At 63.3% G+C, this 12,179-nt stretch carries 11 protein-coding genes; 9 read left to right on the top strand and 2 right to left on the bottom strand.

Annotation, left to right across the window (positions count from 1 at the left end; genetic code table 11):
* Nucleotides 1-98: 98 nt before the first annotated feature.
* The 3 genes from DN388_RS03820 to DN388_RS03810 are packed head-to-tail and all read left to right on the top strand — an operon-like array spanning nucleotide 99 to nucleotide 3,661.
* Nucleotides 99-758: a paraquat-inducible protein A gene (locus DN388_RS03820; protein WP_043860301.1), complete on the top strand. Its 660-nt coding sequence runs from the start codon at nucleotides 99-101 to the stop codon at nucleotides 756-758.
* The gene (locus tag DN388_RS03815) at nucleotides 745-1,368 is read left to right on the top strand and encodes a paraquat-inducible protein A (RefSeq protein WP_254996787.1); all 624 of its coding nucleotides are present in this window, start codon (nucleotides 745-747) and stop codon (nucleotides 1,366-1,368) included. The genes DN388_RS03820 and DN388_RS03815 overlap by 14 nt, the downstream gene beginning before the upstream one ends.
* Entirely contained in the window at nucleotides 1,361-3,661 is a 2,301-nt protein-coding gene (locus tag DN388_RS03810; RefSeq protein ID WP_078479466.1) for a PqiB family protein, read from the top strand. Before DN388_RS03815 ends, DN388_RS03810 begins: the two co-directional genes overlap by 8 nt.
* 143 nt (nucleotides 3,662-3,804) lie before the next feature.
* On the opposite strand, the gene rpsT is transcribed toward DN388_RS03810, so the two are convergent.
* Complete coding sequence (rpsT, locus tag DN388_RS03805; RefSeq protein WP_043860304.1) at nucleotides 3,805-4,083, bottom strand: 30S ribosomal protein S20; 279 nt, start codon at nucleotides 4,081-4,083, stop codon at nucleotides 3,805-3,807.
* 251 nt (nucleotides 4,084-4,334) lie between these two features.
* On the opposite strand from rpsT, the gene murJ reads away from it, so the two are divergent.
* From murJ to ispH, 6 genes are all read left to right on the top strand, one after another.
* A complete protein-coding gene (gene murJ / locus DN388_RS03800; protein WP_043860305.1) occupies nucleotides 4,335-5,873 on the top strand; it encodes a murein biosynthesis integral membrane protein MurJ in 1,539 nt (512 codons plus the stop codon).
* Between the two features lie 118 nt (nucleotides 5,874-5,991).
* Complete coding sequence (gene ribF, locus DN388_RS03795; protein WP_168186867.1) at nucleotides 5,992-6,942, top strand: bifunctional riboflavin kinase/FAD synthetase; 951 nt, start codon at nucleotides 5,992-5,994, stop codon at nucleotides 6,940-6,942.
* The gene (gene ileS / locus DN388_RS03790; protein ID WP_043860307.1) at nucleotides 6,939-9,770 is read left to right on the top strand and encodes an isoleucine--tRNA ligase; all 2,832 of its coding nucleotides are present in this window, start codon (nucleotides 6,939-6,941) and stop codon (nucleotides 9,768-9,770) included. The genes ribF and ileS overlap by 4 nt, the downstream gene beginning before the upstream one ends.
* A complete protein-coding gene (gene lspA / locus DN388_RS03785; protein WP_043860308.1) occupies nucleotides 9,763-10,278 on the top strand; it encodes a signal peptidase II in 516 nt (171 codons plus the stop codon). Before ileS ends, lspA begins: the two co-directional genes overlap by 8 nt.
* Nucleotides 10,271-10,708, top strand: coding sequence for an FKBP-type peptidyl-prolyl cis-trans isomerase (gene fkpB / locus DN388_RS03780; RefSeq protein WP_054914918.1), 438 nt, complete (start codon nucleotides 10,271-10,273; stop codon nucleotides 10,706-10,708). The genes lspA and fkpB overlap by 8 nt, the downstream gene beginning before the upstream one ends.
* Before the next feature lie 14 nt (nucleotides 10,709-10,722).
* Nucleotides 10,723-11,670, top strand: coding sequence for a 4-hydroxy-3-methylbut-2-enyl diphosphate reductase (gene ispH, locus DN388_RS03775; RefSeq protein WP_043860310.1), 948 nt, complete (start codon nucleotides 10,723-10,725; stop codon nucleotides 11,668-11,670).
* Here the strand turns inward: ispH and DN388_RS03770 are convergent.
* The gene (locus tag DN388_RS03770) at nucleotides 11,659-12,135 is read right to left on the bottom strand and encodes a GspH/FimT family protein (protein ID WP_229589858.1); all 477 of its coding nucleotides are present in this window, start codon (nucleotides 12,133-12,135) and stop codon (nucleotides 11,659-11,661) included. The genes ispH and DN388_RS03770 overlap by 12 nt on opposite strands.
* Between the last annotated feature and the right edge of the window lie 44 nt (nucleotides 12,136-12,179).

Here is a 12,179-nt window from a genome sequence, read left to right as displayed (position 1 = left end):
CCTGTTCTGCGCCAAAGCTGGCTCCTGCGCGGTTGTGCTCCCACAATTGGGGCAACGACACTAGAATAGGCCCCGACGTTTTTACTCAGAACCCTTCTATGCCCGACCCTGACGATCGCGATTCACTCGCAGGCTTGCCGCTGGATCAATTGGTGGCGTGCCACGAATGCGACCTGCTGCTGCGCAAGCCCGAGCTCAAGACGGATGAAAAAGCGCAATGCCCGCGCTGCGGCTATGAGTTGTACGCCCATCGGCACAATGTGGTCGAGCGCAGCCTGGCCCTGGTACTGGCGGCCTTGCTGCTCTACGTGCCGGCGAACTTTCTGCCGATCATGCAACTCCATCTGTTGGGCCAGAACTCCGATGACACGGTGTGGAGCGGTGTGATCGGCCTGTACAACAGCGGCATGGGTGGCGTGGCGGTGGTGGTGTTCCTGTGCAGCATGGCCATTCCACTGCTCAAGCTGCTGTGTCAGCTGGTCGTGTTGCTGACCATCCGCTTGAACAGGGGCCGCAGCTACGGCCTGCTTCTTTACCGTTTTTATCACCACATGCGCGACTGGGGCATGCTTGAGGTCTACCTCATGGGCGTACTGGTCGCCATCGTCAAGCTGGTGGATATGGCCGAACTCAGCCTAGGGCTTGGCTTGCTGTGTTTTGTCAGTTTGTTGCTGGTTCAGGTCTGGCTGGAAGTGGTGATGTCCCCCCACCAGATCTGGGTAGCCTTGTCGGGAGAAGATGTGCATGCGGGCGATTGACGCAGGAATACTGATCTGTACCGAGTGTCATGAGCTCAACCGCCAGGAGGCGGACGCCAGCAGCCAGACCTGCACACGCTGCGGGGCGCTGGTGCATGCACGCCGGCCCAACAGCCTGGCCCGCACCTGGGCGCTGCTGATTAGCGCGGCCATCCTGTACATACCGGCCAACGTGCTGCCGATCATGACGGTCAGCACCCTGGGGCAGGGCAGCCCCGACACCATCATGTCCGGCGTCATCACCCTGATGCAGCACGGCATGCTGCCGATCGCGGCCGTGGTGTTCATCGCCAGTATTCTGGTACCTACCTTCAAGCTGGTGGGCATCGCCCTGCTGCTGTATTCGGTGCAGCGCCACCAGCCGCTGTCGGCACGCCAGCGCATCGTGATGTATCGCTTCATCGAATTCATCGGCCGCTGGTCGATGCTGGATATCTTCGTCATCGCGATCCTGGTGGCGGTGGTGAATTTCGGCCGGATTGCCAGTGTCGAAGCCAACCTGGGGGCCGTCGCCTTTGCCAGTGTGGTGATTCTGACAATGCTTGCTGCAGTAACTTTCGATCCCCGACTGATTTGGGATAACACGGAGTCGGATGACGACCATGAGTGATTTGCCTACGGCTAAAACCCGCCCAGCTTCGAACTGGTCGGCCATCTGGATTCTGCCCCTGATCGCATTGGTGATCGGTGGGTGGCTCGGCTGGCAGGCCTACCGTGAAGCGGGGGTGAACATCGAGGTTCGCTTCGAGAGCGGCGAGGGTATCGTCGCCAACAAGACCGAGGTGGTCTACAAGGGCATGTCGGTGGGTAAGGTCAAGAGCCTGGTACTTGACGACAAAGGCCGCAACAAAGGTGTCATCGCCACCATCGAGATGAACCAGGTGGCCGAGGAGCACCTGCGCAAGAACACTCGCTTCTGGCTGGTCAAGCCAAACGTGAGCCTGGCCGGGATTACCGGGCTGGAGACGCTGGTATCAGGCAACTACATTGCCGTGAGCCCGGGCGATGGCGAGCCGAGCAAGCGTTTCAATGCGTTGAGCGAAGCACCACCGATGTCCGACAGCGTGCCCGGCCTGCATCTGACCCTCAAGGCCGATCGTCTGGGGTCGCTCAACCGTGACAGCCCCGTGTTCTACAAGCAGATCCAGGTTGGCCGGGTGAAGAGCTACAAGCTCTCCGACGACCAGGGTACGGTCGAGATCAAGGTGTTCATCGAGCCGGGCTATGCCGACCTGGTGCGCAAGCACACGCGTTTCTGGAACGCCAGCGGCGTGAGCATCGATGCCAACCTGTCGGGCGTGAAGGTGCGCAGCGAGTCCCTGGCCAGCATCGTTGCCGGCGGTATCGCATTCGCTACCCCCGAGCACCGCAAGGACAGCCCGCCCACCGACCCGAACCTGCCGTTCCGTCTTTTCGAAGACTTCGACGCCGCCCAGGCGGGTATCCGGGTCAAGGTCAAGCTGAGCGACTTCGAGGGCCTGCAGGCGGGCCGTACGCCGGTCATGTACAAAGGTATACAGGTAGGTTCGCTGAAAGCCCTGAAGGTCGATGCCGACCTCTCCAGTGCCATGGCCGAGCTGACCCTGGACCCGCTGGCCGAGGACTACCTGGTCGAAGGCACCCAGTTCTGGGTGGTCAAGCCGTCGATCTCCCTGGCGGGTATCACCGGCCTGGAGGCGTTGGTAAAGGGCAACTACATTGCTATCCGTCCCGGCGACAAGGGCGCCTCGCCTCAGCGTGAATTCGAAGCCCGGGCCAAGGCCCCGCCCCTCGATCTGAAGGCGCCCGGCCTGCACCTTGTGCTGTTCAGCGACAACCTGGGCTCGCTCGAGGTTGGCAGCCCGATCCTGTATCGGCAGGTAAAGGTGGGTAGCGTGCAAAGCTACCAGTTCTCCAGGAAGCAGCAACGCCTGCTGATTGGCGTGCACATCGAGCCGGAGTACGCCAACCTGGTCAATGGTTCGACGCGTTTCTGGAACGCCAGCGGCATTACTCTGACTGGCGGCCTGTCGGGCATCCAGATCAAGAGCGAGTCGCTGCAGAGTCTGATGGCCGGTGGCATCGCCTTCGATACGCCGAAACAGAATGTACCGCTCAAGCGTCGTATCCCCACCTTCCGCCTGCTGGCCAACCAGGAAGCGGCGGATCGCAAAGGCACCAGCATCACCATCAAGGTGGACCGTGCGGACGGCCTCAAGGTCGGCACCCCCATACGCTTCAAGGGGCTGGATGTCGGCAAGGTCGAAGCGGTGGACCTGGCGGAGGACCTGCAGTCGGTGACGCTCAAGGCGCAGATCACCGAGGTGCCCGAGCGTATTGCGCGTGTGGGCACGCAGTTCTGGGTAGTCAAGCCGGCGCTGGGTATCGTCAAGACGGCCAACCTGGAGACGCTGGTCACCGGTCAGTACCTTGAAGTGCAACCGGCGGCGAAGAATCAGGGCCCGCAGCGCAACTTCGTGGCCTTGCCCGAGCCACCGGACCTGACCGCTCGCGAGGCTGGCCTGCCGGTGGTGCTCAGCGCTGCTCGACGCGGGTCGATCAAGGTCGGTGTGCCGGTCACCTACCGTGAAGTGCCGGTGGGCAAGGTCACGGGGTACGAGCTGGGGCAGACAGCGGATCGCGTGCTGATCCATATCCTGATCGAGCCACGCTACGCCTCGCTCGTGCGCGGTGGCAGCCGTTTCTGGAACAGCAGTGGCTTCGGCTTCGATATCGGCCTGTTCAAGGGCGCTACGGTGCGTACCGAGTCGCTGGAGACCCTGATCGAGGGTGGCATTGCCTTCGCCACGCCAGACGGCGACAAGATGGGCAACGCAGCGTTGCCGCAGCAGACCTTTGCCCTGTTCGACAAGGCCGAGGACGAATGGCTGCAATGGGCGCCGAAGATCCCGCTCGGCAAGTAGGCAAGGCATAGCCCTTCGCCGACCAGGCCGTCTCCTGCAGGAGTCAGCCTGGTCGGCGAAGGGAGCGGCCTTGTCTTCCCGGCATCATCAAATCGCAGGCAATAAAAAACCGACCCTAGGGTCGGTTTTTTAACAAGCGTCGCTTAGGCAGCTGCAGCAATCTTCAGTGCCTTGATGTGGCCATTCAGACGGCCTTTATGGCGAGCAGCCTTGTTCTTGTGGATGATGCCTTTATCGGCCATGCGGTCGATAACTGGAACAGCCAGGATGTAAGCAGCTTGCGCTTTTTCGGCGTCTTTTGCGTCGATGGCCTTGACTACATTCTTGATGTAGGTGCGAACCATGGAACGCAGGCTGGCGTTGTGGCTGCGACGCTTCTCAGCCTGTTTTGCACGTTTTTTGGCGGAAGGTGAGTTGGCCACCGTCGAGCTCCTCGAAAGACTTGGTAAATAGCAAACAAAATAGGCCGCGAATCATGCCGATGAGTTGATCGGTTGTCAAGGGCGCTTGTTAGGTTCCGCTGAGCGGTCGATTCGCTGGAGGGGATGATTCCCTTCTGGCGCATGACCTGTAAACTCGGGAGTTTTGCTCTGTCTGCTTTGCGCGGCGGAGTATCGCATACTTGGATGCCGTTTAGGCCTCTCCTTCATCCATATGGCATGAAAATCTTTCGATGAATCTCCTCAAGTCCCTGGCTGCAGTCAGTTCCATCACCATGGTGTCGCGCGTGCTGGGCTTTGTCCGCGATACCATCCTGGCGCGCATCTTCGGCGCCGGTGTTGCCACCGACGCCTTTTTCATTGCCTTCAAGCTGCCCAACCTGCTGCGGCGAATCTTTGCCGAGGGGGCGTTTTCTCAGGCGTTCGTGCCGATCCTGGCCGAATACAAAAGCCAGCAGGGCGAGGAGGCGACCCGCACCTTCGTGGCCTATGTCGCCGGCCTGCTGACCCTGGTGCTGGCGGTGGTCACGGCGCTGGGGATCCTGGCCGCACCCTGGGTGGTGTGGGTCACCGCGCCGGGCTTCGTCGACAGCGCCGAGAAGTTCGAGCTGACCACCGACCTGCTGCGTGTGACCTTTCCTTATATATTGCTGATCTCGCTGTCGTCCCTGGCGGGCGCCATCCTCAACACCTGGAACCGTTTCTCGGTACCGGCCTTCGTGCCGACCCTGCTCAACGTCGCGATGATCTTCTTCGCGCTGTTCCTCACCCCGTACTTCGATCCGCCGGTGATGGCCCTGGGCTGGGCGGTACTGGCCGGCGGCCTGTTGCAGCTGCTGTACCAGCTGCCGCACCTCAAAAAGATCGGCATGCTCGTGCTGCCCCGCCTGAACCTGCGCGATACCGGGGTATGGCGCGTGCTCAAGCAGATGCTGCCAGCCATCCTCGGGGTGTCGGTAAGCCAGATCTCGCTGATCATCAACACCATCTTCGCCTCGTTTCTGGTGGCCGGCTCGGTGTCGTGGATGTACTACGCCGACCGCCTGATGGAGCTGCCCTCCGGGGTGCTGGGCGTGGCGCTGGGCACCATCCTGCTGCCGACCCTGGCCAAGACCTACGCCAGCAAGGATCGCCACGAGTATTCGCGCATCCTCGACTGGGGCCTGCGCCTGTGCTTCTTGCTGGTGTTGCCTTGCACCTTTGCCCTGGCAATCCTGTCCGAGCCGCTGACGGTGGCCCTGTTCCAGTACGGCAAGTTCACCGCCTTCGATGCCGCCATGACCCAGCGCGCGCTGATCGCCTACTCGGTCGGCCTGCTCGGCATCATACTGGTCAAGGTGCTCGCCCCTGGCTTCTATGCTCAGCAGAACATCCGTACACCGGTGAAGATCGCCATCTTCACCCTGGTGGCCACGCAACTGCTCAACCTGGTGTTCATCGGCTACCTGCAGCATGCCGGGCTGGCCCTGGCGATCAGTGTCGGCGCCTGCCTCAATGCCGGCCTGCTGTACTGGAAGCTGCGCCAGCAGAACCTGTTCGAGCCGCAGCCGGGCTGGACCGCCTACCTGCTCAAGTTGCTGGTGGCCGTACTGCTGATGGCCGGTGTGCTGGTGGCAGGCATGTGGTACATGCCTGCCTGGGAGCAGGGGCACATGCTCGAGCGGTTCCTGCGCCTGGGCGTACTGATTGGCGCAGGCGTGGTGACCTATTTCGGTTGCCTGTACCTGTTTGGTTTTCGTCCACGGGACTTCGCCCGCAAGGCGCTGCACTGATGGCCGGCGCGGGTCAGGCGTCGGTTTTGTGTTTTAGACGCCCTGGCATCGCGCTGCTGCCTGTCGTCGGCGCCCGGGTGTGGTTATAATCGACCACTTTATGAGCAAGAAGCGCGTTATGCAGCTGGTTCGAGGCCTTCACAACCTTCGCCCCGAGCATCGGGGCTGTGTTGCCACTATCGGCAACTTCGACGGTGTTCACCGCGGTCACCAGGCTATCCTGGCGCGTTTGCGTGAGCGCGCGGTAGCGCTGGGCGTACCCAGCTGCGTGGTGATTTTCGAGCCACAGCCGCGTGAGTACTTTGCACCGGACACCGCGCCTGCGCGCCTGGCCCGCCTGCACGACAAGGTCGCCCTGTTGGCCGCCGAAGGCATCGACCGGGTGCTGTGCCTGGCGTTCAACCAGCGCCTGTGCAAGCTCAGCGCCGCCGAATTCGTCGACACCATCCTGGTCGACGGCCTGGGCGTGCAGCACCTGGAGGTCGGTGACGACTTCCGGTTCGGCTGCGACCGGGTGGGTGACTTCACGTTCCTGCAGCAGGCCGGCCTGCGCCACGGCTTCACCGTGGAAGCGGCGCAAACCGTGGAGCTCGAGGGCCTGCGGGTCAGCAGCACGCAGGTGCGCGAAGCACTGGCGCGTGCCGACTTTGTCGTGGCCGAGCGTCTGCTGGGCCGCCCGTTCCGCATCCGCGGCCGGGTGCTGCATGGGCAGAAGCTGGCGCGCCAGCTGGGTTGGCCCACAGCCAACATACAACTCAAGCGTCATCGCGTACCGCTCACCGGGGTGTACCTGGTCAGCGTCGAACTCGATGGCCAGGCGTGGCCGGGTGTCGCCAACATCGGCGTGCGCCCCAGCGTTGCAGGTGATGGCCGCGCCCACCTGGAAGTGCATCTCCTGGATTTTGCCGGCGATCTGTATGGCCGGCGTCTCACGGTGGAATTCCACCACAAGCTGCGCGATGAGCAGCGATTCGCCTCCCTGGAGGCGCTGAAGTCGGCGATCGATGCGGATATCGCCGCCGCACGTGCCCATTGGCACGGTCAACCGCTAACGAAGAGCCTGAAATGACCGACTATAAAGCCACGCTAAACCTTCCGGACACCGCCTTCCCGATGAAGGCCGGCCTGCCACAGCGCGAACCGCAGATCCTGCAGCGCTGGGACAGCATTGGCCTGTACCAGAAGCTGCGCGAAATTGGCAAGGATCGTCCGAAGTTCGTGCTGCACGACGGCCCGCCCTACGCCAACGGCAAGATCCACATCGGTCACGCGCTCAACAAGATTCTCAAGGACATGATCTCGCGGTCCAAGACCCTGGCCGGCTACGATGCGCCGTACGTGCCGGGTTGGGACTGCCATGGCCTGCCGATCGAGCACAAGGTCGAAGTGACCCACGGCAAGCACCTCACCGCGGACAAGACCCGCGAGCTGTGCCGTGCCTACGCGGCCGAGCAGATCGAAGGGCAGAAGAAGGAATTCATCCGCCTGGGCGTGCTGGGTGACTGGGACAACCCCTACAAGACCATGGACTTCGCCAACGAAGCCGGCGAAATCCGCGCCCTGGCCGAAATGGTCAAGCACGGTTTCGTGTTCAAGGGCCTCAAGCCCGTGAACTGGTGCTTCGATTGCGGTTCGGCCCTGGCCGAAGCCGAGGTCGAATACGCCGACAAGAAGTCCCAGACCATCGACGTGGCCTTCAACGTGGCCGACGAAGCGCGGCTGGCCCAGGCCTTCGGCCTGTCGTCGCTGGCCAAGCCCGCCGCCATCGTGATCTGGACCACCACCCCGTGGACCATCCCCGCCAACCAGGCGCTGAACGTGCACCCCGAGTTCAGCTATGCCCTGGTGGACGTCGGCGACAAGCTGCTGGTGCTGGCCGAAGAGCTGGTCGAAGCCTGCCTCAAGCGCTACTCGCTGGAAGGTTCGGTGATCGCCACCGCGCCGGGCTCTGCACTGGAGCTGATCAACTTCCGTCACCCTCTGTACGATCGCCTGTCGCCGGTCTACCTGGCCGAGTACGTCGAGCTGGGCGCCGGTACCGGCGTGGTCCACTCGGCCCCGGCCTACGGTGAAGACGACTTCGTGACCTGCAAGCGCTACGGCATGGTCAACGACGACATCCTCACCCCGGTGCAGAGCAACGGCGTGTACGTCGACTCGCTGGAATTCTTCGGTGGCCAGTTCATCTGGAAGGCCAACCCGCACATCGTCGACAAGCTCGCCGAAGTCGGCGCGCTGATGTTCACCGACACCATCAGCCACAGCTACATGCACTGCTGGCGCCACAAGACTCCGCTGATCTACCGCGCCACCGCGCAGTGGTTCGTGGGCATGGACAAGCAGCCTGACAGCGGCGAAACCCTGCGCAAGCGCGCCCTCAACGCCATCGAAGAAACCAAGTTCGTGCCGGCCTGGGGCCAGGCGCGCCTGCATTCGATGATCGCCAACCGCCCGGACTGGTGCATCTCGCGTCAGCGCAACTGGGGTGTGCCGATCCCGTTCTTCCTGCACAAGCAGACCGGTGAACTGCACCCGCGCACCGTCGAACTGATGGAGCAGGTGGCCCAGCGCGTCGAGCTCGAGGGCATCGAAGCCTGGTTCAAGATGGACGCCGCCGAACTGCTCGGTGACGAAGCCGGCCAGTACGACAAGATCGCCGACACCCTGGACGTGTGGTTCGACTCCGGTACCACCCACTGGCACGTGCTGCGTGGCTCGCACAACATCGGCCACGAAAGCGGCCCGCGCGCCGACCTGTACCTGGAAGGTTCCGACCAGCACCGCGGCTGGTTCCACTCCTCGCTGCTCACCGGCTGCGCCATCGACGGCCATGCGCCGTACCGCGAGCTGCTGACCCACGGCTTCACCGTGGACGAGAACGGCCGCAAGATGTCCAAGTCGCTGGGCAACACCATCGAGCCGCAGAAGGTCAACGACACCCTGGGTGCCGACATCATGCGCCTGTGGGTATCGGCCACCGACTACTCCGGCGAGATGGCGGTTTCCGACCAGATCCTGCAGCGCAGCGCCGACGCCTACCGGCGCATCCGCAACACCGCGCGCTTCCTGCTCTCCAACCTGTCCGGCTTCGACCCGGCCCGCGACCTGCTGCCGGCCGACGACATGCTGGCGCTGGACCGCTGGGCGGTCGACCGTACCCTGCTACTGCAGCGCGAGCTGGAAGAGCACTACGGCGAGTACCGTTTCTGGAACGTCTACTCCAAGATCCACAACTTCTGCGTGCAGGAGCTGGGCGGCTTCTACCTCGACATCATCAAGGACCGCCAGTACACCACCGGCGCCAACAGTGTCGCGCGCCGCTCGTGCCAGACCGCGCTGTACCACATCAGCGAAGCGCTGGTGCGCTGGATCGCACCGATCCTGGCGTTCACCGCCGACGAGCTGTGGCAGTACCTGCCGGGCGAGCGCAACGAGTCGGTCATGCTCAACACCTGGTACCAGGGCCTGACCGAGCTGCCGGAAGGCATCGAGCTGGACCGCGCCTACTGGGACCGCGTGATGGCCGTCAAGGCTGCGGTCAACAAGGAGCTGGAGAACCAGCGTGCGGCCAAGGCCATCGGCGGCAACCTGCAAGCCGAAGTCACCCTGTTCGCCGATGAGGCCCTGAGCACCGACCTGAACAAGCTGGGCAACGAACTGCGGTTCGTGCTGATCACCTCGGCAGCCAGCGTGGCGCCGTTCGTCGAAGCCCCGGCCGATGCCGTGGTTACCGAAGTGGCCGGCCTCAAGCTCAAGGTGGTCAAGTCGGGTCACGCCAAGTGCGGCCGTTGCTGGCACTTCCGCGCCGACGTGGGCGTGAACCCGGAGCATCCGGAAATCTGCGGTCGTTGCGTCGACAACATCAGCGGCAAAGGTGAGGTGCGTCACTATGCCTAACCCCAACGTGGGGCGCTTCGGGCGCCTCGCCTGGCTGTGGCTGAGCCTGCTGGTACTGGTCCTGGACCAGGCCAGCAAGCACTACTTCGAAGGTGCGCTGAGCCTGTACCAGCAGATCGTGGTCATCCCCGACTACTTTAGCTGGACCTTGGCCTACAACACCGGTGCGGCCTTCAGCTTCCTGGCCGACAGCTCCGGCTGGCAGCGCTGGCTGTTCGCCCTGATCGCCCTGGTGGTCAGTGCGGTGCTGGTGGTGTGGCTCAAGCGCCTGGGCCGCGACGACACCTGGCTGGCCGTTGCGTTGGCCCTGGTGCTGGGCGGTGCGCTGGGCAACCTGTACGACCGCATCGTGCTCGGCCACGTGGTCGACTTCATCCTCGTGCATTGGCAGAACCGCTGGTACTTCCCGGCCTTCAACCTGGCCGACAGCGCCATCAGCGTGGGCGCCGTGATGCTGGCGCTGGATATGTTCAAGAGCAAAAAGTCCGGAGAACCCGTCCATGACTGATACCCGTATCGGCCAGAACACCGAAGTCACCCTGCACTTCGCGCTGCACCTGGAAAACGGTGATACTGTCGACAGCACCTTCGAGAAGGCTCCGGCGGTGTTCAAGGTCGGCGACGGCAACCTGCTGCCGGGCTTCGAAGCCGCTATCTTCGGCTTCAAGGCCGGCGACAAGCGCACCGTCAGCGTGGCACCGGAGAACGCCTTCGGTCAGCCGAACCCGCAGAACGTGCAGATCATTCCCCGCTCGCAGTTCCAGGACATGGAGTTGTCCGAGGGCCTGCTGGTGATTTTCAACGACGCGGCCAACGCCGAGTTGCCCGGCGTGGTGAAGGCGTTCGATGACGCGCAAGTGACCATCGACTTCAACCACCCGCTGGCCGGCAAGACCCTGAACTTCGAGGTGGAAATCCTCGCAGTCAAGGCCCTTTGAGCCAGGAGTCAGCCATGCAGATCAAACTCGCCAACCCACGCGGCTTCTGCGCCGGCGTGGACCGGGCGATCGAAATCGTCAATCGCGCCCTCGAGGTGTTCGGCCCGCCGATCTATGTGCGTCACGAAGTGGTGCACAACAAGTTCGTGGTCGAAGACCTGCGCGCGCGCGGGGCGATCTTCGTCGAAGAGCTCGACCAGGTGCCCAATGACGTCATCGTCATCTTCAGTGCCCACGGCGTTTCCCAGGCCGTGCGCCAGGAAGCGGCGGGGCGCGGCCTCAAGGTCTTCGACGCGACCTGCCCGCTGGTGACCAAGGTGCACATCGAGGTGGCCAAGTACAGTCGCGATGGCAAGGAATGCATCCTGATCGGCCACGAAGGGCACCCCGAGGTCGAAGGCACCATGGGCCAGTACGACGCCAGCAATGGCGGTTCGATCTACCTGGTCGAAGACGAAGAAGATGTCGCCAACCTGCAGGTTCGTGACCCCGAACGCCTGGCCTTCGTGACCCAGACCACCCTGTCGATGGACGACACCAGCCGTGTCATCGATGCGCTGCGCACGCGCTTCCCCAGCATTGGCGGGCCGCGCAAGGACGACATCTGCTACGCCACCCAGAACCGCCAGGATGCGGTCAAGCAACTGGCTGACGAGTGCGACGTGGTACTGGTGGTGGGCAGCCCGAACAGCTCCAACTCCAACCGCCTGCGTGAGCTGGCCGAGCGCATGGCCACCCCGGCCTACCTGATCGACGGTGCAGAAGACATGCAGCGCAGCTGGTTCGACGGTGTCGAGCGTATCGGCATCACCGCCGGCGCCTCCGCCCCCGAAGTGCTGGTGCGTGGTGTGATCGCGCAGTTGCAGGAATGGGGCGCCACAGGTGCCGACGAGCTCGATGGTCGCGAAGAGAATGTAACGTTCTCGATGCCCAAGGAGCTGCGGGTGCGTTCACTGATCTGACCCGGCGGCCGCGCACAGCGGCTGATCGGTGGCGAGGTGGCGCAGGCTGACCCGCCCGGTGCGTGACAGCACCACCTGATGCAGGCTCCGGGTTCCAGGACTTTCGCACACGTGCAGGGTCCCGGCCTGGAACGCACCGCCCGCCTGCAGCGGTACCCCCAGCCCGCTGAAATGCACCTGCCGCGCCAGCGGCTGATTGCCCACCACACGAACCTTCCCGCTGGCACGGTACTCGTGCAGCAAGCCTTCATCGTCGGCGCTCATTCGCCATCCCTTGCTCCAGTCGCCCTCAAGGGCCGTCAGGCTGACTCGCTGATTGCGCAGCAGGGCTTCGCTGCGGGCGCTGCGCAAGGCCTGGGCAAGGTTCTGCGCGCTGGCCTCGCGCTGTAGGCTCACGCTCATGGCGCTGTAGGCCGGCAGCCCTAACTGCGTCAGCGCCGCGATCAGCCCCAGCGCATACATCATTTGTATCAGTGTTACGCCCTGTTGCCCCATCGTGCATCCCTCCC

This window comes from Pseudomonas sp. S12(2018) (assembly GCF_024355235.1).
Classification (GTDB): Bacteria; Pseudomonadota; Gammaproteobacteria; order Pseudomonadales; family Pseudomonadaceae; genus Aquipseudomonas; species Aquipseudomonas palmensis.
The sequence above is the reverse complement of the archived record's forward strand: the minus strand, read 5'-3'. Positions and strand labels throughout refer to the sequence as shown.

Bases quoted from the DNA above. Each gene is read 5' to 3' on its own strand.
- DN388_RS03820 (WP_043860301.1), top strand. From the start codon at position 99: ATGCCCGACCCTGACGATCGCGATTCACTCGCAGGCTTGCCGCTGGAT.
- DN388_RS03815 (WP_254996787.1), top strand. From the start codon at position 745: ATGCGGGCGATTGACGCAGGAATACTGATCTGTACCGAGTGTCATGAG.
- DN388_RS03810 (WP_078479466.1), top strand. From the start codon at position 1,361: ATGAGTGATTTGCCTACGGCTAAAACCCGCCCAGCTTCGAACTGGTCG.
- murJ (WP_043860305.1), top strand. From the start codon at position 4,335: ATGAATCTCCTCAAGTCCCTGGCTGCAGTCAGTTCCATCACCATGGTG.
- ribF (WP_168186867.1), top strand. From the start codon at position 5,992: ATGCAGCTGGTTCGAGGCCTTCACAACCTTCGCCCCGAGCATCGGGGC.
- ileS (WP_043860307.1), top strand. From the start codon at position 6,939: ATGACCGACTATAAAGCCACGCTAAACCTTCCGGACACCGCCTTCCCG.
- lspA (WP_043860308.1), top strand. From the start codon at position 9,763: ATGCCTAACCCCAACGTGGGGCGCTTCGGGCGCCTCGCCTGGCTGTGG.
- fkpB (WP_054914918.1), top strand. From the start codon at position 10,271: ATGACTGATACCCGTATCGGCCAGAACACCGAAGTCACCCTGCACTTC.
- ispH (WP_043860310.1), top strand. From the start codon at position 10,723: ATGCAGATCAAACTCGCCAACCCACGCGGCTTCTGCGCCGGCGTGGAC.
- DN388_RS03770 (WP_229589858.1), bottom strand. From the start codon at position 12,135: ATGATGTATGCGCTGGGGCTGATCGCGGCGCTGACGCAGTTAGGGCTG.